Source organism: Citrobacter sp. RHBSTW-00671 (genome assembly GCF_014103415.1).
Classification (GTDB): Bacteria; Pseudomonadota; Gammaproteobacteria; order Enterobacterales; family Enterobacteriaceae; genus Citrobacter.
Genome location: NZ_JABXPR010000001.1, coordinates 652,104 through 676,375 on the forward strand (window position 1 = coordinate 652,104; position 24,272 = coordinate 676,375).

The 24,272-nt window shown below is 53.1% G+C and carries 19 protein-coding genes and 1 pseudogene; 11 read left to right on the forward strand and 9 right to left on the reverse strand.

Translation table 11 applies throughout. The annotated features are described in order from the left end of the window. Window positions 1-88: 88 nt before the first annotated feature. Window positions 89-2,002 carry a PTS mannitol transporter subunit IICBA gene (mtlA, locus tag HV261_RS03135; RefSeq protein WP_202037423.1) on the reverse strand — a complete coding sequence of 638 codons (1,914 nt, stop codon included), beginning with the start codon at window positions 2,000-2,002 and terminating at the stop codon, window positions 89-91. 530 nt (window positions 2,003-2,532) lie between these two features. On the opposite strand from mtlA, the gene HV261_RS03140 reads away from it, so the two are divergent. The 9 genes and pseudogenes from HV261_RS03140 (at window position 2,533) to HV261_RS03180 (ending at window position 12,761) form a co-directional block, all read left to right on the forward strand. Then, window positions 2,533-2,895 carry a DUF3302 domain-containing protein gene (locus tag HV261_RS03140; protein WP_202037424.1) on the forward strand — a complete coding sequence of 121 codons (363 nt, stop codon included), beginning with the start codon at window positions 2,533-2,535 and terminating at the stop codon, window positions 2,893-2,895. A gap of 2 nt (window positions 2,896-2,897) precedes the next feature. Then, entirely contained in the window at window positions 2,898-4,034 is a 1,137-nt protein-coding gene (locus HV261_RS03145) for an HlyD family secretion protein (RefSeq protein ID WP_202037425.1), read from the forward strand. Between the two features lie 98 nt (window positions 4,035-4,132). Beyond that, a complete protein-coding gene (locus HV261_RS03150; RefSeq protein ID WP_202037426.1) occupies window positions 4,133-4,741 on the forward strand; it encodes a glutathione S-transferase in 609 nt (202 codons plus the stop codon). A 98-nt stretch (window positions 4,742-4,839) separates the two neighbouring features. Then, window positions 4,840-6,231, forward strand: a complete 1,392-nt coding sequence (gene selA / locus HV261_RS03155) for an L-seryl-tRNA(Sec) selenium transferase (protein ID WP_202037427.1) — start codon at window positions 4,840-4,842, stop codon at window positions 6,229-6,231. Next, window positions 6,228-8,075 (forward strand): selenocysteine-specific translation elongation factor, encoded by a 1,848-nt coding sequence (gene selB, locus HV261_RS03160; protein ID WP_202037428.1) that lies wholly within the window; start codon window positions 6,228-6,230, stop codon window positions 8,073-8,075. Before selA ends, selB begins: the two co-directional genes overlap by 4 nt. A 185-nt stretch (window positions 8,076-8,260) precedes the next feature. After that, window positions 8,261-9,411, forward strand: a pseudogene (gene yiaY, locus HV261_RS03165) (L-threonine dehydrogenase). A gap of 92 nt (window positions 9,412-9,503) precedes the next feature. Continuing rightward, complete coding sequence (aldB, locus tag HV261_RS03170; RefSeq protein WP_202037429.1) at window positions 9,504-11,042, forward strand: aldehyde dehydrogenase AldB; 1,539 nt, start codon at window positions 9,504-9,506, stop codon at window positions 11,040-11,042. A 253-nt stretch (window positions 11,043-11,295) separates the two neighbouring features. Beyond that, window positions 11,296-11,619 carry a DUF3302 domain-containing protein gene (locus tag HV261_RS03175; protein WP_103769449.1) on the forward strand — a complete coding sequence of 108 codons (324 nt, stop codon included), beginning with the start codon at window positions 11,296-11,298 and terminating at the stop codon, window positions 11,617-11,619. 5 nt (window positions 11,620-11,624) lie between these two features. After that, entirely contained in the window at window positions 11,625-12,761 is a 1,137-nt protein-coding gene (locus tag HV261_RS03180; protein WP_202037430.1) for an HlyD family secretion protein, read from the forward strand. Between the two features lie 15 nt (window positions 12,762-12,776). Here the strand turns inward: HV261_RS03180 and HV261_RS03185 are convergent, their stop codons facing one another. Continuing rightward, complete coding sequence (locus tag HV261_RS03185) at window positions 12,777-13,727, reverse strand: LysR family transcriptional regulator (RefSeq protein WP_202037431.1); 951 nt, start codon at window positions 13,725-13,727, stop codon at window positions 12,777-12,779. Between the two features lie 121 nt (window positions 13,728-13,848). Here HV261_RS03185 and HV261_RS03190 point away from each other — a divergent pair, with 121 nt between their 5' ends. Continuing rightward, a complete protein-coding gene (locus HV261_RS03190; protein WP_202037432.1) occupies window positions 13,849-14,589 on the forward strand; it encodes a MipA/OmpV family protein in 741 nt (246 codons plus the stop codon). A 92-nt stretch (window positions 14,590-14,681) separates the two neighbouring features. On the opposite strand, the gene HV261_RS03195 is transcribed toward HV261_RS03190, so the two are convergent. Further along, complete coding sequence (locus tag HV261_RS03195) at window positions 14,682-16,637, reverse strand: glycoside hydrolase family 127 protein (RefSeq protein ID WP_202037433.1); 1,956 nt, start codon at window positions 16,635-16,637, stop codon at window positions 14,682-14,684. A 10-nt stretch (window positions 16,638-16,647) separates the two neighbouring features. Further along, window positions 16,648-18,048: an MFS transporter gene (locus HV261_RS03200; protein WP_202037434.1), complete on the reverse strand. Its 1,401-nt coding sequence runs from the start codon at window positions 18,046-18,048 to the stop codon at window positions 16,648-16,650. Window positions 18,049-18,300: 252 nt separating this feature from the next. Between HV261_RS03200 and HV261_RS03205 the strand changes: the two genes are divergently transcribed. Further along, on the forward strand, window positions 18,301-19,116 hold the full coding sequence (locus HV261_RS03205; RefSeq protein ID WP_202037435.1) for a helix-turn-helix domain-containing protein: 816 nt from the start codon (window positions 18,301-18,303) through the stop codon (window positions 19,114-19,116). 4 nt (window positions 19,117-19,120) lie between these two features. Here HV261_RS03205 and araD read toward each other — a convergent pair whose 3' ends face one another. The 5 genes from araD to HV261_RS03230 all read right to left on the reverse strand — a co-directional run bounded on the left by araD (window position 19,121) and on the right by HV261_RS03230 (window position 24,245). Continuing rightward, the gene (araD, locus tag HV261_RS03210; RefSeq protein WP_202037436.1) at window positions 19,121-19,816 is read right to left on the reverse strand and encodes an L-ribulose-5-phosphate 4-epimerase; all 696 of its coding nucleotides are present in this window, start codon (window positions 19,814-19,816) and stop codon (window positions 19,121-19,123) included. After that, entirely contained in the window at window positions 19,810-20,670 is an 861-nt protein-coding gene (locus HV261_RS03215) for an L-ribulose-5-phosphate 3-epimerase (protein ID WP_202037437.1), read from the reverse strand. The genes araD and HV261_RS03215 overlap by 7 nt, the downstream gene beginning before the upstream one ends. Beyond that, entirely contained in the window at window positions 20,663-21,325 is a 663-nt protein-coding gene (ulaD, locus tag HV261_RS03220) for a 3-keto-L-gulonate-6-phosphate decarboxylase UlaD (RefSeq protein WP_202039652.1), read from the reverse strand. The genes HV261_RS03215 and ulaD overlap by 8 nt, the downstream gene beginning before the upstream one ends. After that, the gene (locus HV261_RS03225; protein WP_202037438.1) at window positions 21,325-22,827 is read right to left on the reverse strand and encodes an FGGY-family carbohydrate kinase; all 1,503 of its coding nucleotides are present in this window, start codon (window positions 22,825-22,827) and stop codon (window positions 21,325-21,327) included. The genes ulaD and HV261_RS03225 overlap by 1 nt, the downstream gene beginning before the upstream one ends. Window positions 22,828-22,925: 98 nt before the next feature. Further along, on the reverse strand, window positions 22,926-24,245 hold the full coding sequence (locus tag HV261_RS03230; RefSeq protein WP_202037439.1) for an MFS transporter: 1,320 nt from the start codon (window positions 24,243-24,245) through the stop codon (window positions 22,926-22,928). Window positions 24,246-24,272: the final 27 nt, after the last annotated feature.

Below are 24,272 nucleotides of genomic sequence, written 5' to 3' on the forward strand. Positions count from 1 at the left end.
GGTGAGGCTTTTCCCTCAACCTAACCCTCTCCTTTGCGGAGAGGATTTTGTAGGCCCGGTAAGCGTGAGCGCCACCGGGCAATAACGCTTACTTACGACCTGCCAGCAGTTCCAGAACTTCATCGACGCTGGTGGTATGGGCCAGCCGTTCGATGACAGATTCATCATCCAGCGCGTTGGTCAGGCTGGTAATCACCTGGATGTGCTCGTTGTTACGCGCGGCGATACCAATCACCAGACGGGCAATATCATCTTCTTCTTCACCGAAGCGCACACCTTCCGGGTACTGGCAGAATACGATGCCGGTTTTCAGCACGCGATCTTTCGCTTCGATGGTGCCGTGCGGTACCGCAATGGACTCACCCAGGTAGGTAGAGGTCAGTTTTTCGCGGTCCAGCATTGCCTGGACGTATTCCGGCTCAACGTAGCCGCCTTTCACCAGTTGCTCACCGGCAAACAGAATGGCTTCTTCTTTGTTGGTGGCTTTACGGCCAAGGAAGATATTCTCCGCACCCAGTTTGAACAGGTTGTTATCACCTTCATCAAAGCTGTCTTTCAGGTGATCGCGTACTTTTTCTTCGTTGACGTTGTGGCGTTGCGCCGCAACCAGACGCTCAGTCAGGCTGGTGTAAAGGCCGCTGTCGAGGAAGTTGGTCAGCGAAATGTGCTGAGCCTGCGGAACCTGGCGCATCGCACGTTCGGTCAGATCACGGTGAGTAATGACCAGATCCACATCCGGCGGCAGATTGTTAATTGCGCTGTTGGTAACGGAAATCTGCGACAGACCAGCATCCTGTACTTTCTTACGCAGTACGCCTGCACCCATGGCACTGGAACCCATACCAGCATCACAGGCGACGATGATTTTACGCACGTGGCTCAGGTCGTTGGTGACATCGCCAGCAGACAGCGGAGAAGCGCCTTTAGATTCTGCTTTCATGTCCTGCATACGACGGGTTGCCGCATCAATATCATCTTCTTCTTTCACTTTGCTGGTTTTCAGCAGAATCGCCGAGACCACAAAAGAGACCGCCATTGCCGCACAGATTGCCGCGATGTTAGCAAAGTAAGCCCCTTTCGGCGTCATTGCCAGCACGGCCAGGATAGAACCCGGAGAAGCCGGAGACACCAGACCACCGTTCAGAATAGTCAGGGTAAATACGCCAGTCATACCGCCGAGGATAACGGCCAGGATCAGGCGTGGGTTCATCAGCACGTATGGGAAGTAAATTTCGTGAATACCCCCCAGGAAGTGGATGATAGCCGCACCGCCCGCAGACTGTTTAGCGCTACCGCGACCGAAGAACATGTACGCCAGCAGAACACCCATACCCGGGCCTGGGTTTGCTTCAATCAGGAAGAAGATGGATTTACCCATCTCATGCGACTGCTGAATGCCCAGCGGTGAGAAAATACCGTGGTTGATGGCGTTGTTGAGGAACAGGATTTTCGCCGGTTCAACGAAGATAGACGCCAGCGGCAGCATGTCATGGACAACCATGAAGTTAACGCCGGCCGCCAGAATCTTAGACAGGGCTTCAACCAATGGGCCAATGCCGAGGAAGGCCAGAATGGCGAGGATCATACCGATGATGCCAGCGGAGAAGTTATTCACCAGCATCTCAAAACCGGATTTGATCTTACCGTCTACCCAACCGTCGAAATGTTTGATTGCCCAACCGCCCAGCGGGCCTGCAATCATCGCACCGAGGAACATCGGCATATCAGCACCGACGATCACGCCCATGGTGGTAATCGCACCCACTACGCCGCCGCGTTCGCCGCCTACCAGCTTACCACCGGTATAACCGATCAGCAGCGGCAGCAGATAGGTGATCATCGGGCCGACCAGCTTCGCCAGCGTTTCGTTCGGCAACCACCCTGTCGGAATGAATAATGCGGTGATAATACCCCACGCGATAAACGCGCCGATATTTGGCATCACCATGTTGCTGAGGAATCGACCAAAGCTTTGCACCTTGATCTTAATATCGGATGACATAAAAACACCCCTTCTTATGTTTGCTATCGCGCAGGCTGAAAGCCCGAGGTTTGTTAATGTAGCGGCAGGAGGTAGCCGGACCCTGTAGATACTGCGAAATCTGGCACTGAATCGTTCAACTGTCCAGTCGATGGCCTTTTGTGTGACTTGCGTCACGTAAATATAGGGTGTGTGGCGTTAGTTAATGTGATTTTCATCACAAAATACCGGTACAAAAAAACATCGACAGCCAGGGATTTGCTAAAAATGGCGATTAAATGTGAATTAGTTCACGTTTTGCAATTCACTGTTTGTTGGATTTTTGTGAAGTAGATCGCAAAGTATTTTCACTGGGGATTCCCAGGATGTGATCTTCAGCAGCTTCTACCCTGGCATTTTTTTTCGCACAAGAGAGCAATTTCTCACCAGAAAAAATATTTATTTTATGGTATGGCGAAAACCCCGATCTCCGGTTATGTTCAAAATATCAGCCAGGATGCATACGGCTGCCGGCACAAAAAAACTCTAATTAGCGTGAATTCGAGGCAGGTATGTTTCTAAATTATTTCGCATTAGGCGTGCTGATCTTCGTTTTTCTGGTTCTGTTTTACGGAATCATTGCCATTCATGACATTCCCTACAACATGGCTAAAAAGCGTAACCACCCGCATGCGGAAGCCATTCATACCGCTGGGTGGGTAAGCCTGTTTACGCTGCATGTTATCTGGCCGTTTCTGTGGATCTGGGCCACGCTCTACCAGCCTGAAAAGGGCTGGGGGATGCAGTCGCATGTCGCGCCGACCGGAAGGGAACAAGACCCTGAAATTGCCGCGCTGGCCGCGCGCATTACCCAGTTAGAAAAAAGGCTGGCTGGGGAGAAAAAAACTGATGACTCCACTTTCCCGGAGATTTAATCATGGATTTGTTGATTGTTCTGACCTACGTGGCGTTTGCCTGGGCCATCTTCAAGATATTCCGTATTCCGGTAAACCAATGGACACTGGCGACTGCCGCATTAGGCGGGGTGTTTATTGTGGCGGGACTCATCTTATTAATGAACTATAACCACCCTTATACGTTTACCGCGCAAAAAGCCGTTATTTCAATTCCTATTACCCCGCAGGTCACGGGTATTGTGAGCGAGGTAACCGATAAAAATAACCAACTGATTAAAAAAGGCGAAGTGCTTTTTAAGCTCGATCCGGTGCGTTATCAGGCGCGGGTCGACAGGCTACAGGCCGATCTGGTGACGGCCACGCATAATATTGAGACCTTAAAAGCGCAATTGTCAGAGGCGCAGGCCAATACCACGCGTGTTTCAGCCGAACGTGACCGTCTGTACAAAGATTATCAGCGCTACCTGAAAGGCAGCCAGGCGCGAGTCAATCCATTCTCTGAAAGCGATATTGATAATGCACGCCAGAACTACCTGGCACAAGATGCGCTGGTGAAAGGTTCCGTTGCGGAACAAACTCAGATCCAAAGTCAGCTGGACAGTATGGTTAACGGCGAGCAATCGCAGGTTGCTTCGCTGCGTGCTCAACTTGCCGAAGCCAAATACAATCTGGATCAGACCGTGGTACGTGCGCCAAGTAATGGCTACATCACGCAGGTGCTGATCCGTCCGGGAACCTATGCTGCGGCATTGCCTTTGCGTCCGGTGATGGTCTTTATTCCGGAACAGAAACGCCAGATTGTGGCCCAGTTCCGCCAGAACTCTCTGCTCCGTCTGGAGCCGGGTGATGAGGCTGAAGTGGTGTTTAACGCGCTGCCGGGTCAGGTATTCACCGGTAAGCTGACCAGCATCCTGCCGGTTGTGCCGGGAGGGTCTTATCAGGCGCAGGGGGCATTGCAGTCCTTAACCGTTGTTCCGGGAACGGATGGTGTACTGGCAACGATTGAACTGGAACCGAATGCTGATGTAGATGCTTTACCTGATGGGATCTACGCACAGGTGGCGGTCTATTCCGACCATTTCGCCCACGTTTCGGTGATGCGTAAAGTGCTGCTGCGTATGACCAGCTGGATGCATTATCTTTATTTAGATCATTGAGACCAGCATCACCTGCCATTTGTCGTGGCCTGAGCCATACTAAGCGGTGTCCAGATAGTCGTTGGACATCGCTTTTTTGTTGGCAAAAAGGACACGGCATGAAACTCATTGGCAGCTATACCAGCCCTTTTGTGCGTAAAATTTCTATTCTGTTGCTGGAAAAGGGCATCACCTTCGAATTCGTTAATGAACTCCCCTATAACGCGGAAAACGGCGTGGCGCGATATAACCCGTTAGGCAAAGTGCCCGCGCTGGTCACCGATGAGGGAGAGTACTGGTTTGATTCCCCGATCATTGCTGAATATATAGAGCTGTTGGATATTGCACCCGCTATGCTCCCGCGTGAGCCGCTGGCGGCGCTGAAAGTACGGCAACTGGAAGCACTGGCGGACGGTATTATGGATGCGGGGTTGGTGTCGGTACGTGAGCAGGCGCGCCCCGCTGCGCAGCAGTCAGAAACTGAATTGCTACGCCAGCGTGAGAAAATTACCCGCGGCCTGGATGTGCTGGAAGGTTATCTGGCGGACGGTACGCTGAAAACGGATACGGTTAATCTGGCAACGATTGCGATTGCCTGTGCCGTGGGCTATCTCAATTTTCGTCGGGTTGCACCTGGCTGGTGTGTTGACCGACCACGTCTGGTCAAACTGGTGGAAACACTCTTTCAACGAGAAAGCTTCGCCCGCACGGAACCGCCAAAGGCTTGATGCGTATTATGTCCGCCTGAGTAAAGTCACGGTACAATCCTCTGCATATCGATATCCCTCTCCACGGTGGAGAGGGCCACCAACAGCCAGGCCCTTTCATGACAACCGACATGCGTTCACTCTACAGCCAGCTTCCTGCTATCGATCGTTTACTGCGCGATAGCGCCTTCCAGGTCTTACGTGAGTCCCACGGTCATACCCGCGTGGTGGACCTGCTGCGTCATATGCTCGATGAAGCCAGAGAGGCGATTCGCGATACGCAGGCGCTTCCAGCATGGGGGGAAGACTGGGCGCAAGAAGCCAGCTCCCGGCTGGAACGAGAATCGCAAAGTGCACTGCGCCCGGTGATTAATCTGACGGGGACTGTGCTGCACACCAACCTTGGTCGTGCGTTGCAGGCCGAAGAAGCGATTGCTGCGGTGGTGCAGGCGATGCGTACGCCGGTGACGCTGGAATACAGCCTGACTGACGCCGGGCGTGGACATCGTGACCGGGCGCTGGCGGATTTACTCTGTCGTCTTACGGGGGCGGAAGACGCCTGTATCGTCAATAATAATGCCGCTGCGGTTCTGCTGATGCTGGCGGCCACCGCGGCGGGCAAAGAGGTGGTTGTGTCTCGCGGCGAACTGGTGGAAATTGGCGGCGCGTTTCGTATTCCGGACGTCATGTGTCAGGCCGGATGTATGCTGCGCGAAGTGGGCACCACCAACCGCACCCATGCGAAAGATTACCGTCAGGCGGTGAATGAAAACACTGGTTTGCTGATGAAAGTGCATACCAGTAATTACAGCATCGAAGGCTTTACGAAGTCGGTGGATGAAGCTGAGCTGGCCGCCATTGGTCAGGAGCTGGATGTGCCGGTAGTGGCGGATCTGGGTAGCGGCTCGTTGGTCGATCTCAGTCAGTATGGTTTGCCGCAGGAACCGATGCCGCAGCAGCTCATTGCCGCAGGTGTGAGCCTGGTGAGTTTCTCTGGTGACAAGCTGTTGGGCGGGCCACAGGCTGGCATTATTGTGGGTAAAAAAGAGATGATCGCCCGCTTACAACGACACCCACTGAAACGAGCGTTACGGGCTGATAAAATGACGCTGGCAGCGCTGGAAGCAACGCTGCGGCTCTATCTGCACCCGGAAGCGCTGGCGGAGAAATTGCCAACGCTACGCCAACTCACCCGCACGAAAGAGGCGATCCACGAGCAGGCGCTACGATTACAGGCACAACTGACAGAACATTATGGTGCCGAGTTTGCGTTGAATATCATGCCTTGCCTGTCGCAGATTGGCAGCGGCTCGTTACCGGTTGATAGGCTGCCGAGCGTGGCATTAACCTTTACCCCGCATGACGGGCGTGGAAGCCGCCTCGAAGCGCTGGCCGCCCGCTGGCGTCAGCTGCCCGTGCCGGTCATTGGGCGAATTTATGATGGTCGCTTGTGGCTGGATCTGCGCTGTCTTGAAGACGAGACCCGGTTTATGGAGATGATGCTGAAATGATTATTGCAACCGCCGGACACGTTGACCACGGAAAAACAACGTTATTACAGGCGATTACCGGCGTGAATGCCGACCGACTGCCGGAAGAAAAAAAGCGTGGCATGACTATCGACCTCGGCTATGCCTACTGGCCGCAGCCGGATGGGCGGGTACTGGGATTTATCGATGTCCCTGGACACGAAAAGTTTCTGTCCAACATGCTGGCGGGTGTCGGTGGTATCGACCACGCGCTGCTGGTGGTGGCCTGTGATGATGGCGTGATGGCGCAAACGCGTGAACACTTGCAAATCCTGCAACTGACGGGCAACCCACAGCTTACCGTGGCGCTCACAAAAGCCGATCGCGTCGATGACGCACGCATTGACGAAGTACGTGCCGAGGTGCAAACCACGCTGGGTAACTATGGTTTTGCCGATGCGATACTGTTCGTGACTGCCGCCAGTGAAGGCCGTGGTATCGAAGCGCTGCGTGATCACTTGCTGCAGTTGACGCCGCGTGAGCTGGCCCGCGATCACACCTTCCGCCTGGCAATTGACCGCGCTTTCACGGTAAAAGGCGCAGGTCTGGTCGTAACGGGAACAGCACTCAGCGGAGAAGTGAACGTCGGGGACGCGTTGTGGCTGACCGGGGTTAACAAACCGATGCGCGTACGTAGCCTGCATGCGCAAAATCAGCCGACCGAATACGCTCACGCCGGACAGCGAATTGCGCTGAACATTGCCGGTGATGCGCAAAAAGAAGAGATTAACCGTGGTGACTGGCTGCTGGCTGATGCGCCGCCGGAGGCCTTCTCACGCGTCATTGTCTCTTTAGAACACTCGGCTCCGCTGATGCAGTGGCAGCCGCTGCATATCCACCACGCAGCCAGCCATGTGACCGGACGTATCTCACTGCTTGAAGGGACGCTGGCGGAACTGGTGTTTGATACTCCGCTGTGGCTGGCCGATAACGACAGGCTGGTGCTGCGTGATATTTCTGCCCGTACGACGCTGGCAGGCGCACGTGTCGTGACGCTGAATCCGCCGCGCCGTGGGAAGCGTAAGCCGGAGTATTTACAGTGGCTGTCGGCGCTGGAAAGTGCGCAGAATGACGGCGAAGCGCTGGCATTGCATCTGACGCGCGGCGCGGTGAACATTCCCGATTTCGCGTGGGCACGCCAGCTCAATGGCGACGGCATGCGTCCGTTGATTGAGCAACATGGATTTATTCGCGCCGGGTATAGTCTGTTGAATGCGCCCGTTGCTGCACGCTGGCAACGTAAGATTCTGGATACGCTGGCGACCTACCATGAGCAACATCGTGATGAGCCAGGACCTGGACGTGAACGCCTGCGTCGTATGGCCCTGCCGATGGAAGATGAAGCGCTGGTCCTGCTGCTGATTGAAAAGATGCGCGATAGCGGCGCTATTCATAGTCATCATGGCTGGCTGCATTTGCCGGATCATAAGGCCGGTTTCAGCGATGAGCAGCAGGCTATCTGGCAAAAAGTAGAACCGCTTTTTGGCGATGAGCCGTGGTGGGTGCGCGATCTGGCGAAAACCACGGCTACGGACGAGCAGGTGATGCGTCAGGCGCTACGGCTGGCGGCGCAGCAGGGCATCATTACGGCGATCGTCAAAGATCGTTATTACCGTAACGATCGGATTGTGGCCTTTGCCAATCTGATCCGCGAACTGGATCAGGAGAGAGGGTCGACCTGTGCTGCCGATTTCCGCGACAGGCTCAATGTCGGACGTAAACTGGCTATCCAGATTCTGGAATATTTTGACCGTATCGGCTTTACTCGTCGTCGGGGAAATGATCATTTATTACGCGATGCATTACTGTTTCCTGAAAAGGAATGAAACAATTAATTCAGGAATAGAATGAATTAATACAAAATAAATATTGATTAAAATAAGCACATTAGATTATGAACCTAATGTGCTTTTTAATTTCTGATGTTATTAAAATAACAACCACGATCATATTTTGTTGGGATTATCACTCGTATGCTCCCTGCCTCTTTTGAGTAATTAAGGATCGTACAATGGCTGCTTCAACATTTTTATTCCTTCCGTGAATGTAATTGGCGCTGGTTCATTAAAAGATGCAATGAATACAATGGAGGAATATGGATTTCGTCGTACGTTAATTGTCACGGATGCCATGCTGGCGAAATTAGGTATGGCGAGTGAAATTCAAAAAGCGCTGCAGGAACGTGATATTTTCAGCATAATTTATGATGGTACGCATCCTAATCCGACAACCAGCAACGTTGCCGCAGGCCTGCAAATGCTGAAAGAAAATGCCTGTGATAGCGTCATTTCCCTCGGCGGCGGTTCCCCACACGATTGTGCGAAGGGGATTGCGCTGGTGGCGGCTAACGGCGGCGATATTAGTGATTACGAAGGCGTCGACCGTTCTGCAAAACCGCAGTTGCCGATGATTGCCATTAACACGACGGCGGGAACGGCATCTGAAATGACCCGTTTTTGCATCATTACCAACGAAGTACGCCACATCAAAATGGCGATTGTAGATAAGCACGTTACGCCGCTGCTGTCCGTCAATGATTCTTCGCTGATGGTCGGTATGCCGAAGTCCCTGACTGCAGCAACCGGTATGGATGCGCTGACTCACGCGATTGAAGCGTATGTCTCCATTGCGGCAACGCCGATCACCGATGCATGTGCGCTTAAAGCCGTGACGATGATTGCCGAGAACCTGACGATCGCCGTGGAAGATGGCGCCAATGCTCAGGCGCGTGAAGCGATGGCTTATGCGCAGTTCCTCGCGGGTATGGCATTCAACAACGCTTCTCTTGGTTACGTTCACGCGATGGCGCATCAGTTGGGTGGTTTCTACGACCTGCCACACGGTGTCTGCAACGCGGTACTGCTGCCGCACGTTCAGGTGTTCAATAGTAAGGTGGCCGCAGCGCGTCTGCGCGATTGCGCTGCGGCAATGGGCGTCGACGTGGCTGGATTGAACGAAGCGCAAGGCGCCGAAGCCTGTATCACGGCAATCCGTGAACTGGCCGAGAAAGTGAATATTCCGGTAGGTTTGCGTGAGCTGAACGTGAAGGAAGAAGACTTTGCTGTTCTGGCGACCAACGCCCTGAAAGATGCCTGTGGTTTTACTAACCCGATCCAGGCGACTCATGAGGAAATCATGGCGATCTACCGCGCGGCAATGTAATTCGTGATATCTGTCGTAAAGCAGTAAAAGGCTGGCGAATAATTCGCCAGTCCCGTCTACCTTTGTAATACCCCTACAGCAAGGAGACGGTCATGACCAATAACCCCCCTTCAACGCGTATCTATCCCGGCGAGTATGGTTACCCTCTGAAGTTAAAGGCCCGATACGATAACTTTATCGGCGGCGACTGGGTCGCCCCGGTGGACGGTGAGTATTACCAGAACCTGACGCCGGTAACCGGGCAATTACTGTGCGAAGTGGCCTCTTCCGGCAAAAAGGATATCGATCTGGCACTGGATGCCGCGCACAAAGTAAAAGACAAGTGGGCGCAGACATCTGTGCAGGACAGAGCGGCGATTCTGTTCAAAATTGCCGACCGTATGGAGCAAAACCTGGAGCTGTTGGCCACCGCAGAAACCTGGGATAACGGTAAACCCATCCGCGAAACCAGCGCGGCAGACGTGCCGCTGGCCATTGACCATTTCCGCTACTTCGCCTCCTGTATCCGCGCACAGGAAGGGGGAATCAGTGAAGTTGATAGCGACACTGTGGCGTATCACTTCCACGAACCTCTTGGCGTGGTGGGACAAATTATTCCGTGGAACTTCCCACTGCTGATGGCGAGCTGGAAGATGGCGCCTGCGCTGGCGGCGGGGAACTGCGTAGTGCTCAAACCTGCGCGTCTGACACCGCTTTCCGTGCTGCTGCTGATGGAAGTGGTGGGTGACCTGCTACCGCCGGGCGTGGTGAACGTGGTGAACGGAGCGGGTGGGGAAATCGGGGAGTATCTGGCGACGTCAAAACGCATTGCGAAAGTGGCGTTTACCGGTTCGACGGAGGTCGGGCAGCAGATCATGCAGTACGCCACACAGAATATTATTCCCGTCACGCTGGAGCTGGGCGGCAAGTCGCCAAATATCTTCTTCGCTGATGTGATGGATGAAGAAGATGCGTTCTTCGACAAGGCGCTGGAAGGCTTCGCGTTATTTGCATTTAACCAGGGTGAGGTATGTACCTGCCCAAGCCGCGCACTGGTACAGGAATCCATTTACGAACGTTTCATGGAAAGAGCGATTCGTCGCGTAGAGAGTATCCGCAGCGGCAACCCGCTGGACAGTATCACACAAATGGGGGCGCAGGTTTCCCATGGTCAACTGGAAACTATTCTGAATTACATCGATATTGGTAAGAAAGAAGGGGCGGATGTGCTGACCGGTGGGCGGCGCAAGCAGCTGGAGGGTGAGCTAAAAGAAGGCTACTACCTCGAACCGACCATTCTGTTCGGTAAGAACAACATGCGTGTTTTCCAGGAGGAGATCTTTGGTCCGGTATTGGCGGTCACTACCTTTAAAACCATGGATGAGGCGCTGGAAATCGCCAATGACACGCAATATGGGCTAGGCGCCGGCGTCTGGAGTCGCAACGGTAATCTGGCATACAAGATGGGACGCGGTATTCAGGCGGGGCGTGTCTGGACCAACTGTTACCACGCTTACCCGGCCCACGCCGCGTTCGGCGGCTATAAGCAGTCGGGCATCGGGCGCGAGACGCACAAAATGATGCTCGAGCATTATCAGCAAACCAAATGCCTGTTGGTGAGCTACTCGGATAAACCGCTAGGACTGTTCTAATATCCCGTCACTTACTGCCCGGGCGCGTTTAGCGTACCGGGCATCCCCAGGCGCTTACTCAAGTAACTGACTGGGGTGAATGAACGCAGCCAACAAAGAAGCAGCTCGAAAGACGACGGGTATATATAGAAACCCATATATCGTTATATAAATAACACCATTGCATCCAATCTGGTCATTCCACTACTATTATCAACGCTATTGTTTAAATCAAACAGCAGCCGATTATTTAATTTAAATCCCTGAGGCAAATATGTTCCTTGATTATTTTGCATTAGGAGTGCTTATTTTTGTATTCCTGGTCATTTTTTACGGGATTATTATTCTGCATGATATTCCCTATCTAATTGCAAAGAAACGTAACCATCCACATGCTGACGCAATACACGTCGCGGGCTGGGTTAGTTTGTTTACCTTACATGTTATTTGGCCCTTTTTATGGATCTGGGCAACGCTTTATCGTCCGGAGCGCGGGTGGGGCATGCAGAGCGCGGATTCTTCCCTGATCCAGCTTCAGGCAAGGGTTGCCGATCTGGAAAAGAAACTGGGTGAGGCGAAGACCTCTCCGGCGGAGTAATATCGATGGATTTACTGATTGTTCTAACCTATGTCGCGTGCGCATGGTCAATATTTAAAATTTTTAAAATCCCTGTAAATAAATGGACAGTACCCACCGCCGCATTGGGCGGTATATTTATTGTGTGCGGTCTTATATTACTGATGAATTATAACCACCCGTATACATTTAAAGCACAAAAGGCGGTAATTTCTATTCCCGTCGTGCCGCAAGTGACGGGAGTGGTAACGGAAGTCACGGATAAGAAGAACACGCTGATCAAAAAAGGCGAAGTTCTGTTTAAACTGAATCCGGGGCGTTATCAGGCGCGGGTTGACCGCCTGAAAGCCGATATTGTCACGGCCCAGCATAAAGAGCAGGCTCTTGCTGCGCAGCTGGATGAAATGGCTGCAAATACGCAGCGGGCAAAAGCCACACGTGACAAGCTGGCGAAAGATTACCAACGCTATGCGCAGGGGAGTCAGGCGAAGGTGAATCCTTTCTCTGAACGCGATATTGATGCGGCGCGACAAAACTATCTGGCGCAGGAAGCCGCGGTGAAATCCTCCGTTGCAGAACAACAGCAAATCCAGAGTCAGTTAGACAGCCTGGTGCAGGGTGAGCATTCGCAAATTGCCAGCCTGAAAGCACAGTTGGCCGAAGCGGAGTTTAACCTGGATCAGACCGTGGTTCGTGCGCCCAGCGATGGTTACGTTACGCAGGTGCTGATGCGCCCCGGAACCTATGCCGCTGCGCTGCCGATGCGCCCGGTAATGGTGTTTATTCCGGATCAAAAACGGCAAATTATCGCTCAGTTCCGCCAAAATTCGCTGCTGCGACTGGAACCCGGCGATGAAGCCGAAGTGGTGTTTAATGCACTGCCGGGTAAAGTGTTTAGCGGAAAACTGGCAGCTATCAGCCCGGCCGTTCCGGGAGGGACGTATCAGTCGAATGGGGCGCTGCAATCGTTGAATTCTACGCCTGGTTCAGAAGGGGTGATTGCCACAATCGAATTGAATGAAAATGCGGAGGTGAGCGCGTTACCTGATGGGATTTACGCCCAGGTCGCCGTTTACTCTGACCACTTCGAACATGTGTCGGTCATGCGCAAGGTCTTGCTGAGGATGACCAGCTGGGTGCACTACCTGTATCTCGACCACTAAACGCAGGTTATTTGCCTACTCAGGCTGTCGTAGCGCCTGAGTAAGCTGCAGACGTATCTCGGTTAACATTGCGTCGAGAATATACTGCACTCGCCACGGCTGGTATTCACGCTTGCGGAAAATCGCCACCAAATCCAGCCACCATTCATGTTGTTCAGAGAAACACGGAACCAGCATCTCGGAGCGACAATCTCGTTGTACACTCTCATTCGGTGCAAAAACAATACCCAAATGGTTACGTGCCAGCGCCAGCGCGGACTGGGTATTGTCACAGACGTAATTGCCCGTGACGCGATAGTCACGCATCTTTTTGTCTTCCGCTGAATTGAACCGCCAAATATTGGCATCATCAATCATCATGGAATCAATCAAAATACAGGAGTGATGTTCTAATTCCTCAGGACCGCTAATAGGATGTTTATTGAGATACTCCTGGCTGGCAAAAGCAATCACCGCATATTTAGTAATAAAACTGGCAACCAGTGATTCATCTTTCGGATGAGCATAGGACAGTAAAATATCACAGTCGTCAGGAAAGTCGACGCCTTCGTAAAATGCCTTGCGATCCAGATTATAGGTTTTCAACACCAGACTGATATCGCCGATATCCATAATTTTGGCAATAACATGTTGCGACAGGTAAGCAATAATCCCCGTTGGCGCATATACCGTTACTTTGCCACGTTTTTCATGCTTATAATCAGCAATGAAATTATTCAACTGATCGTTTCGGTCTAACATGTCATTGATGTAAGGGAGCAGCGCAGTACCAAACGGCGTGAGGGTCAGCTGCCGGGTGGTGCGGTCAAACACCTTTAGCCCCACTTTTGATTCAAAATCAGCAAGATATTTGCTGACGTTGGCCTGTGCAATGCCGAGAACTGTGGCTGCGTGACTGATGTTTTCACTGGCAGCAATGACCGAAATAATCTTCAGTTCCCGGTGTTTGAGTTGTAATTTATTCATCGCCAAGCCCGATATATATAATTTTATATATATTACTATATAAATATGGATGTTGCACCGATGAAATTGTAAGCATTATTATGCACCCGCTTTGTAGCTTATTTTAAAATGGAATGTTGGCATGTTAATTAAACGCAATATTGTGGCGCTGTTCGCCTTTTCTTTTATGGCGAGTGCGACAGCCGCAGAATTTTCTATTGGCGGTGGCGCTGTATATAATGAATCTCCTTATCGTGGATATAATGATAATGTTCACGCAGTACCGCTTGTCAGTTATGAAAGTGAATCATTTTATTTTAGGCAAACAACGTTAGGTTATATTCTTTCAAAAAACGAAAGTAATGAATTTAGCATTACTGCCTCATACATGCCGCTTGAGTTTGATCCAGGTGATAACGACGATCATGCGATGAAAAAACTGGATAAGCGCGATGCGACCGCCATGGCAGGCGCCGCGTGGTATCACCATGAGAAATGGGGCAGCGTGAAAGTCTCCGCGGCGGCAGATGTTCTGGACAACAGCAATGGTTGGGTCGGGGAAGTGTCGCTGTTCCGCCAAATGCCAATGGGCAAGCTGACGCTGACGCCTGCGATTGGTGTGCTCTACTATGACGAAAACTTTAACGAATATTACTACGGCATTTCCGGCAATGAATCCCGCCGCAGCGGGTTATCAAGCTACTCCCCAGGGGACAGCTGGACACCGTATGTTGGCCTGTCCGCTAAATACGCGTTGACCAGTAACCTGACGCTGCTCGCCAGCGCCAACTATAGCGTGCTACCGGATGATATTAAGAATAGCCCGATGGTCGATCGCGACGACAGCTTCACTTTCCTGTCAGGGGTGAGCTGGCGCTTCTGATTCTCACCCGTTTGTCCTCAGGGAGGAGGGCAATCTTTTCGCTGTGGTAGGCCGGATAAGACGCGAAGCGTCGCCATCCGGCATGTTTTCACTTACCGCTCATTTACCCAGATACGCATTTCACCTTCACCACGGTTTGCCCAGCTAAACCACGGAATGAACGTCAGCGTATGCACCTGACGAGAAGCTGGTGAGACATCGTAGTGCCACAAGGACTGTTGCGTCGCGTCGTTTGCGCTGTGTTTCACGCCTTCAGCTTGAATCAGCATTTTATGGCTGAATAACCCCTTACCCTCAAATACCCTGAATTCACTCTCTTTCGGCAGCCACAGGTTATGTAACTCTTCACCATTGTCGGCTTGCTCCAGGCAATACACCAGCGGTCCACGTTGAACGGCAACTTTACCCGCAACATGACGAACAAGTGGGTTCCCGTACACCCGACGCACCGTCATCGGCAGCGTCAGACTCAGCGTATCGCCTTCCTGCCAGGTGCGACTGATGTGCAAATACCCTTTGCGAATATCCTGTTCAATCGGCAGGCCATTCAGCGTGACCTGTGGCGCGGAGCACCAGTCTGGCAGGCGTAACGCCAGAGTGTGATACACCGGCTCGGCTGAGTCGATGGTGATTTTGACTTGCTCATGCCATGGATAATCGCCGCTGATGCGCAGTTTGAGCGTCCCGTTCTCAACGGGAACCTCCATGCTATTGCCCACGTACATATTGATATACAGCGCGTCCTGACGTGGTGTGTAGAGGTAATGGCCAATTGAAGTTAAGACGCGGGCAATATTCGGTGGACAACAGGCGCAGCCAAACCAGCGCTGACGAACGGGTTTCACATGATCATAAATATGATTGAATTTTAATGATTTAGGATGCACTTCCAGCGGGTTGACGTAGAAGAAGTGTTTGCCATCCAGCGCCATACCGCCCAGTACGGTGTTATACAGCGCGCGTTCCATCACGTCGGCATACTGACTGTCGGCCTCCATTTCCAGCATCCGGCGGGCGAACATCATTAGACCGATTGAGGCGCAGCTTTCCGCATACACGGAGTCGTTAGGCAGATCGTAATCGCTGCTAAATGCCTCGCCGCTGCTTTGTGAACCGATCCCGCCGGTAATGTACAACTGACGCTGGGCCATGTTTTTCCACAGACGCAGGCAATCCTGACGTTTGCCTTCGTCCTGACTCAAGCGTGCCAGATGCGCCACGCCGGTCATCAGATAAACAAAACGTACTGCATGACCGATCGCCGTTTGCTGTTCTGAAATGGGCTGATGAGCCTGGCTGTAGGGTTTATCCTTCACCATCCACGCCGGGCCGTAGGTGTGCCAGTAAGAGGTTTTTCCGCGTTTTTCGTACTCTTCGTCGTAGAAATGGGGCTGTGCGCCGCGCTGCTCAACAAAGTAGTTTACCAACGTCATATAGCGTGGTTGCTGGGTCACTTCGTACAATCGCATGAGCGCCAGTTCAATTTCCGGATGTCCCGGGTAGCCGTGAAGCTGGTTTTCACCTGGCCCAAACACGCTGTCGATATGATCTGCCAGGCGGCAAACGACGTCTAACAGGCGACGTTTGCCCGTGGCCTGGAAGAAGGCGACGCCCGCTTCAACTAAATGACCGGCGCAGTACAGCTCATGGCATTCGGCGAGGTTGGTCCAGCGTTCATCCGGGGCTTTTACCGTAAAGTAAGTATTGAGATAGCCATCTTCACACTGTGCCGCCGCCACCAGTTCAATGACCTCATCTGCGGTTTTCTCAAGTTCCGCATCAGGTTTCTGGCACAGGGACCAGGCGACGGCCTCCAGCCATTTCGCGACGTCGCTATCCTGAAAAACCATGCCGTAAAATTCACCATCCTGCAGTCCTGCGGCGATACGAAAGTTCTCTATTGCATGACTTGGTTCCGCCTCTGCAATGCGGTCATTGAGCGCATCCCACTGGTAGGGGATCACTACGTCACGCACCAATTGCTGATATTGTCCGAGGAACGGATCGCTGACCGTGAGCTTATGCAGGTCGACTTCCAGTACGTTCATTTCGTGCTCCTTAAGGCTGTACATGACGCTGACGCAGATCGGTGGCAATACGCGACATCATCGGGTTATTAAGTTTGCAGATGCGAATAGAGAGTGCCAGCAGCAGGTGGAACAGTGCAGGCAGCAGCGTCTCCATGGCAGTAATGCCTTGCAATGAACTGGCAGTTTGGTTGCCAGCGCCTGGCTGGTAAGCGACAAAAATAAACAACAGGCTGATGATCCCCGCGCTGGAAGCCCAGGCCAGTTTGATGAAAAACAGGTTGAAGGCGAAGTTCATGCCGGAGGAACGCACACCGGTTTTCCACTCGCCGTAATCGTCGGCAAAAGCCATCAGTGAGAAGTGCAACGGCAGCGTGAAGCCCAGAATAATGCCGTTACCGAGGATCACCGCCAGCCACAGCGTCTGATAAGCCGGGCCGGTTGGCAGGAACCACATCATTACCGCCAGCGCGGCCAGTACCAGGTTGGTGTAGTAATAGAGTTTGACGGTATCGATGCGACGGGTTAGCGGACTGACAATCACCGAGCCAATGATGGACGCGAAGGTGACCATGGTGAAAAACAGCGACGTGTAAGCGGTGCCGCCCTCCAGCACGTAGGTAATGAAGTACATGTACCCGCCGCCGCGAATATTGAAAACGTTGATCAGCAGGAATGACATCACCAGCATCAGCAACAGCTGGTCATTTTTACGCAGCCCGCCGATATGCTCACGCAGGGTAAATTTCCCCATCATCGCCAGCGGTACGCGCTCGCGCACCCAGAAGAAACAGCACAGGAACATCACCACCGCGATAGCACACAGTATGCCAACGCCGAACTGATAACCCTGCGCGGCATTGCCCTGACCGAGAGCATCGACCATCCACGGCAGACCGACGGAGACAAGGAATCCCGCTACACCGCACAGCACAAAGCGCCAGGACTGGCAGGCGATCACTTCATTGTGACGAGTGGTCATGGTGTTGATCAGCGCACAATACGGCACGTTGATGGCGGTGTAGCCGACGGAAAGCAGCAGATAGGTGCCAAACGCCCACGCGATTTTTACGCCCATACTGGCGTCCGGGACGGTAAAGGTCAGTACGCCAATGATACCAATGGGAACTGCGACCCACAGTTGCCACGGACGAAAGCGCCCCCAGCGGCTTTGTGTGCGGTCGGCGAGTATGCCCATAATGGGGTCGGAAATGGCATCAAATACACGCAAAGCAATAAACAGTGTACCGACCAGTGCGGGCGTTAAACCGAACACGTCGGTGTAGAAAAAGGTGAGAAAGTTCATGATCAGGCAGGTAATTACCGTTCCACCCGCATCGCCTAATCCATAACCTATCTTTTCACGCAGGGATAATTTGTCGTCTTGCGCACGTTGCGCTAAATCGCTTGTCGTAATCGGAGCCGAAGTCATAAATAACTCCTGGAGATGATGTTCAGAAAGTATCCCGCTACATTGCGGGTTTTTTAGTGGTAATTTGCAAAGTACGTTATTTATTTTGCACGAAATGTTTGGGTCAACAAGGGAAGAGAAAAGTATAAAAAGATGACAATTCCGACGTCATTATAAAAATGTGATTTTGATCCGGCAGAACATTATTTTATCGTGAATAATCAAAGGTAAAGAGTACGTTAGATAATGTAAAAAGCAGAGGTTTGAATAGTTATGCTCGAATTATCCATGTCTCTTCCGATTAAAGTGCAAAATGGTGGCTTATTTATTTCCCGTGGTGTCGGTAGTCATCCGGCACGGCAATTACAATCCTGGGAAATAATTTTTGTTGAAAAAGGGACATTAACGATTCGCGAAGGCCAGACCGTTTTTTGCGTGAATGCCGGAGAAAGTTTGCTGCTGTGGCCGCAGCGCTCGCATATTGGCGTTGGGCGATTTCCGGCTGATTTGAAATTTTACTGGCTGCACTTTGAGGTAACGGCAGAAGCCGGTACAGCTATACCTGAACTGCTACTCGCAGTTCCTCAGCATACCCGGGTGAGTGAGCCGCAGTATATTATTTCGCTATTTCGCCAGTTCTTACGTGAGCAAGAAAATATACATCGCAGTATCGCGTTGGAGCTGCTCTTGCTGTTGATTCTGCAGCAAATATCCGCGGCTGCCAGCGAACAGCCCGCTGATAGCCCAGGTAATGCGCTGGCATGGAAGGCCCAACAAATTATACATACTCAGTTTCACCTGCCGATTTCGGCTTCCACGCTGGCAAAAGAGCTGCATTGTAATGCGGACTATCTGGGGCGCGTTTTCCGTGGTGCTTTCCGGCTGACGCTAACCGAAGCGTTGCACCGTCAGCGTGTAAGGGCGGCAGAAAAGTTGTTAATCAGCGATTCACTGGCGTTAACTGAAGTGGCGATGAAATGTGGATTTAATGACGTGGGTTATTTTCGCAAAATCTTTCGTAAGCACACCAGCCTGACGCCCGCGGCGTGGAAACGGCGCTATTGCAAAGAACATATTAATAGCGCCTGACCCATTATTGCCCGTAATACGCATTCACACCGTGTTTGCGCAGATAGTGTTTATCCAGCAACTCCGGCTGCATATCCGGCAACTGCGGGGCTAACTGGCGCGAGAACAGCCCCATGTAGGCACACTCTTCGAGCACCACGGCGTTATGTACGGCGTCTGCGGCGTCTTTACCCCAGGCAAACGGACCGTGCGAATGCACTAATACCGCCGGAACCTGCAGCGGATTAAGAGAGCGTTGCTCAAAGGTTTGAATGATCACCTCACCGGTTTGATGTTCATATTCACCGTTGATCTCCTCAACGGTCATCAGACGGGTACACGGAATAGAACCATAGAAATAATCGGCATGCGTGGTGCCCCATGCCGGGAGATCAAGACCCGCCTGCGACCAGATTGTCGCGTGGCGCGAATGGGTATGGACGATCCCACCGATCTCAGGATAGCGGCGATACAGCGCCAGATGGGTTGGCGTGTCAGATGAGGGTTTTTTACTGCCTTCAACCACGTCGCCGCTGGCGATATCCACTACCACCATATCGTCGGCGGTCATCACGTCATATTCCACGCCGGATGGCTTAATCACCATCAGTTTACGCGTTTCATCTACCGCGCTGACGTTACCCCAGGTAAAGGTGACTAACCCATGAGCCGGGAGCGCCAGATTGGCCGTCAGCACATCGGCTTTCAGTTGTTCTAACATAGAAATCCTCCTTCCTGCATACGTGCTTCTATCCAGCGTCGCGCCTGGATAATTTCCAGTACCGGCTCATTCGCTTTTTCAGTCCACATTTCAATCAGAAACGATCCGCGATAGTTCAGCTCATGCAGCGTTTTGAAGATACTCACAAAGTCGACGCATCCTTCGCCAAAGGGCACATCGCGAAACTGGCCCGGATGGGTTTCGGTTACTGGCAGCGTGTCTTTCAGGTGGATAGCGGCGATACGGTCGATGCCCAGCCGCAGTTCGGCGGTGACGTCGTTCCCCCAGGCGCTGAGGTTGCCGACATCCGGGTAGACGGTGAACCACGGCGACGACAGCATTTCGTCCCACTTTTTCCACTTGCTGATCGAGTTCATAAATGCGGTATCCATGATTTCTACCGCCAGCATGACCTGCGCGGCGGCGGCTTGCTCGACTGCCCATGCCAACCCTTCGGCAAAGCGCTGCTGCGTACCTTCATCATGTTCTTCGTAATAGACGTCGTAACCCGCCAGTTGAATAGTGCGAATACCGAGATCGCGCGCCAGACGAATGGCTTTGGTCATGATGTCGCGCGCCCGGGCGCGTACAGATTCATCGCGGCTGCCAAAGGGAAAACGGCGGTGGGCGGACAGGCACATTGAGGGGATTGCCACGCCGGTTTCCAGCATCGCGCTCACCAGCGATGCGCGCTGAGCAGGACTCCAGTCGAGACGCGACAGACGTTCATCGGTTTCATCCACTGACATCTCGACGAAATCAAAACCGCAGCTTTTCGCCAGCACCAGACGCTCCGGCCAGGAGAGGTCTTTCGCCAGCGCTTTTTCATAGATACCTAACGGATGATTACGCATACTGTGCTCCCCAGATGGCATCGATTTGCGCATGGAATTCGCCAGCAACCTGCGCCGGGTTTTGCGCCCCCGCCAGCGCACGCCCGGCGATAAAGGCTTTGACGTTAATATCGCGAAACAGCGCCAGGTCGGTGGGCGTAATCCCACCGGTAATCGACAGCTCCAGACCGATATCGGAAAGCGCCTTCATCCGCGCCAGATCCGCTTCTCCCCACTGTTGCCCGCTGGCCTGGGCATCGCGTCCGCGATGGTAAATCGCCTGACGAACCCCAACGCGATACCAGTCACGGGCATCATCCAGCGTCCAGTTGCCGAACAGTTCCATCTGAATTTCACCGCCGCAGGACTGCGCGACGCCATGACCTTTCTCTACCGTTGCCAGCGGCGCGGCGCAGATGATGGTCATCCAGTTTGCGCCAGCGTCAAACGCTTGCTGTGCGAGGGTTTCGCCCGCATCGGCCACTTTCCAGTCGGCGACGATGATTTTATTTGGGCACTGGGCTCGCAGCGCTTTCACGGCAGCCAGGCCTTCGGTTAAGCAGAGAATCGTCCCCGCCTCAACGATATCAACACTCTCTTGTAGCAGGGCGACATCGCGCTGGGCCGCCTGCAGGTTGGTGTGGTCGAGCGCCAGTTGCAGTAATGGTCGACTCATCATTCGTACTCCTTAATGCGGGCGTGATAGCCCTGTAGTGCGGTAATTAAATTCTGGTATTGGCGGTATTTACGCTGGTAGCTCGCATGCGCCGCGGCGTCCGGCAGCAGCGTGCGTACCGGGTGCTGTAAGCTGCGCTGGGCGTCGCTGAAATTGTGATAAACGCCGGTGCCTACGCGGGCGGCAAGCGCTGCGCCAAAGCAACCTGTCTCTTCAATCTGTGGCAATTCGATACGTAAGCCGCTGACGTCTGCCAGCATTTGCATCCAGATGTCGGAGTGCGCCGGACCTCCGGTGACGCGCAGGGTATGCGCCTGCGTAAAACGTTCACGCATGCGGTTGAGGTGGGTCATGTGGCTGAAAACCACGCCTTCGTAGATGGCCTGTAATAAGTGGGCGCGAGTGTGTATAGCCTGCATGCCATAAAAGCCGCTGGTCATCTCCAGCCCGGCGTTGCTGCCGTACAAAAAGGGCAGAAAGAACAGCGCGCTACCGGCTTTCGGCAAGCTGGCGACGGCCTGATTGATCTCATCAAAAGAGAGTTCACCCCATTGGGCGGTAAACCATTCCAGATTGCCGGAGGAGGTCGGACTGGCTTCGTGAACGATGTACTGCCCGTCATTCACATAGCGGCCATAGACATAGGGATGAGCCTCGTGGTCGCGCAGGCCGTGAGCGATCCCGCTGGTGACGGCCCAGGTTCCCATTACCGCGTTGAGGGTGTGCTCATCTTCAATACCGGCACAGAGTGCGGTGGAAACCACATCAAACAGACCGCCGACGACGGGCGTACCCGCCGCCAGACCGGTGATGGCGGCTGTCTGAGCGGTGATTTCCCCGCATATTTCTGCTGAGCCCACGACAGGTGGCAGGGCAGTGTCGATTTCACTGATGCCCAGCCACTGGGTCAGTCGCGGGTCGTACTGGCCCGTGGTCATGTTGTAGAGGTTCGACTCGGAGATATTGCTCTCTTCGCAGCCTTTGACACCGGTTAAGCACCAGCGCAGGTAATCATGGCCCATCATGACGCTGCCAATTTGCGCGTAGCGCTGAGGGGTGTTCTCCTTTACCCAACGCAGGAGCGATGCCGGATGCCCGGTCCACAATGTCTGGCGGGTGACCGGGTAGAGCTGCTCAGGTATCCCATCCTGCTGCCAGCGCTGAACGATGCCCATCGCGCGTCGATCGGAAGAGAGAATGGCATTGCCCAGCGGTTTATCCTGCTTATCAAGAAGGAACAGGCCTTTGCCCTGAGCGGAAATACCGATGCCTTTAATTTGATCGCCGCAGACGCCAGTGCGTTTTAACAGACCGGCAATGGTCGCGACGCACTGTTGCCACAGTTGGTGCATGTCGCGTTCGGCGTAACCTGGCAATGGCGATATTGTCTGCAACGATTGCCGGTTAATTCCCTGCTCATGACCTTTGGCATCATACAAACCCGCTTTCAGATATGTACCGCCACAATCAATACCCAGCCAGAAGGTCGCTTTCTCACTCATCTTTATCATCTCATTTTGGCCGGATGACGCTGCGCTTATCCGGCCTACGACGGTTGTCACCTGTAGGCCCGGTAAGCGAAGCGCCACCGGGCATTGTTTCAGGCTGTGCGTTTATGTGGATTCAGTGTCTTTAGCGGAGCTGCGCCCGCATCGCATTTCGCTGGCAGCAGCAGCGCCATCAGCGCGGCCAGCGCCAGTGAGATAGCCAGGCAGTAAACGCCCGCATCTTTGCTGTACAGGGTGATGAGTACGCCGACCGCGTAAGGACCGCAGAAGCCACCGAGATTGCCGAGGGCGTTGATGACCCCACGAGCGCCACCGGCCATTTCTGCACTGAACAAACGCGCCGGAATGGTCCAGAACACGCCCGCAGCCGATTGCAGGAAGAAGCCGCAGCCGACCAGCGCGGCATAAGCCAGCCAGACGTTATTTTTCAGCGCCACGGAGAGGAACATGCACAGGGCAAAGCCGATCAGCGGCAGGCAGACGAACAGCTTGCGTTTACCGGTGCGGTCAGAGAGAGAAGAGAACAGGAACATCCCGGCAATCGCGCCGACGTACGGCAGAATGGCGAGCATGCCGACCTGTCCCATGCTGCTGTGCGTCAACTCTTTGAGGATGGTCGGCAGCCACAAGGTGTAACCGTAAATCCCGGTCTGGTAGAAGAAATTCAGCGCGATCAGCTGCCACATGGTTTTATCGGACAGCACCGCGCTCAGAGAGGCATTTTTGACTTCGGTTCCGGCAATAGCTTTTTGCTCAGCGGCCAGCGTTTCAACGAGGTAATTTTTCTCGGCGTCAGAGATCCAGCGCGCTTCCTGCGGACGGTCGTAAACGGTATACGCCCACAACACCAGGACGACGACAGACAGTAAACCTTCAATGATAAACAGCCAACGCCAGTCGAGCACGGTGATGATCCAACCCGAGAGCGGGGCGGTAATGATCCCGGCAATCGGCACAAACATAATCACAATCGCATTGGCGCGACCGCGCTCGGCGTCGGGGAACCAGTTACTGATCATCGTCAGCACAACCGGCAGCATGCCGCCTTCGGCAACGCCGAGTAAGAAACGCAAAACCAGCAGTTGATACTGATTGGTGATCAACCCCGTCAAAACGGAAATAACCGCCCAGGCAACCAACGACCAGCCGATAAATTTCTTACCGCTGCCGTGTACAGCAATTTTTCCGCCGGGAACCTGTAAAAACAGATAGCCGATAAAGAAAATACCACCGGCCAGACCCGCCATGGTGGCAGAAATACCTAATTCTTCATCCATTCCGCCCGGCATCGCAAATGCGATATTGACACGGTCCATATAAGAAATAATACAGGCGATCAGAATCGGTGGAATAATTCGTAGCCAGCGCTGACGGGGTATATCTTTGAGTGTAGGGAGAGAGGTCATGTTCATATTAATATTCTCGTAGAGTAGTATGTT

Bases quoted from the DNA above. Each gene is read 5' to 3' on its own strand.
- mtlA (WP_202037423.1), bottom strand. From the start codon at position 2,002: ATGTCATCCGATATTAAGATCAAGGTGCAAAGCTTTGGTCGATTCCTC.
- HV261_RS03140 (WP_202037424.1), top strand. From the start codon at position 2,533: ATGTTTCTAAATTATTTCGCATTAGGCGTGCTGATCTTCGTTTTTCTG.
- HV261_RS03145 (WP_202037425.1), top strand. From the start codon at position 2,898: ATGGATTTGTTGATTGTTCTGACCTACGTGGCGTTTGCCTGGGCCATC.
- HV261_RS03150 (WP_202037426.1), top strand. From the start codon at position 4,133: ATGAAACTCATTGGCAGCTATACCAGCCCTTTTGTGCGTAAAATTTCT.
- selA (WP_202037427.1), top strand. From the start codon at position 4,840: ATGACAACCGACATGCGTTCACTCTACAGCCAGCTTCCTGCTATCGAT.
- selB (WP_202037428.1), top strand. From the start codon at position 6,228: ATGATTATTGCAACCGCCGGACACGTTGACCACGGAAAAACAACGTTA.
- aldB (WP_202037429.1), top strand. From the start codon at position 9,504: ATGACCAATAACCCCCCTTCAACGCGTATCTATCCCGGCGAGTATGGT.
- HV261_RS03175 (WP_103769449.1), top strand. From the start codon at position 11,296: ATGTTCCTTGATTATTTTGCATTAGGAGTGCTTATTTTTGTATTCCTG.
- HV261_RS03180 (WP_202037430.1), top strand. From the start codon at position 11,625: ATGGATTTACTGATTGTTCTAACCTATGTCGCGTGCGCATGGTCAATA.
- HV261_RS03185 (WP_202037431.1), bottom strand. From the start codon at position 13,727: ATGAATAAATTACAACTCAAACACCGGGAACTGAAGATTATTTCGGTC.
- HV261_RS03190 (WP_202037432.1), top strand. From the start codon at position 13,849: ATGTTAATTAAACGCAATATTGTGGCGCTGTTCGCCTTTTCTTTTATG.
- HV261_RS03195 (WP_202037433.1), bottom strand. From the start codon at position 16,637: ATGAACGTACTGGAAGTCGACCTGCATAAGCTCACGGTCAGCGATCCG.
- HV261_RS03200 (WP_202037434.1), bottom strand. From the start codon at position 18,048: ATGACTTCGGCTCCGATTACGACAAGCGATTTAGCGCAACGTGCGCAA.
- HV261_RS03205 (WP_202037435.1), top strand. From the start codon at position 18,301: ATGCTCGAATTATCCATGTCTCTTCCGATTAAAGTGCAAAATGGTGGC.
- araD (WP_202037436.1), bottom strand. From the start codon at position 19,816: ATGTTAGAACAACTGAAAGCCGATGTGCTGACGGCCAATCTGGCGCTC.
- HV261_RS03215 (WP_202037437.1), bottom strand. From the start codon at position 20,670: ATGCGTAATCATCCGTTAGGTATCTATGAAAAAGCGCTGGCGAAAGAC.
- ulaD (WP_202039652.1), bottom strand. From the start codon at position 21,325: ATGAGTCGACCATTACTGCAACTGGCGCTCGACCACACCAACCTGCAG.
- HV261_RS03225 (WP_202037438.1), bottom strand. From the start codon at position 22,827: ATGAGTGAGAAAGCGACCTTCTGGCTGGGTATTGATTGTGGCGGTACA.
- HV261_RS03230 (WP_202037439.1), bottom strand. From the start codon at position 24,245: ATGAACATGACCTCTCTCCCTACACTCAAAGATATACCCCGTCAGCGC.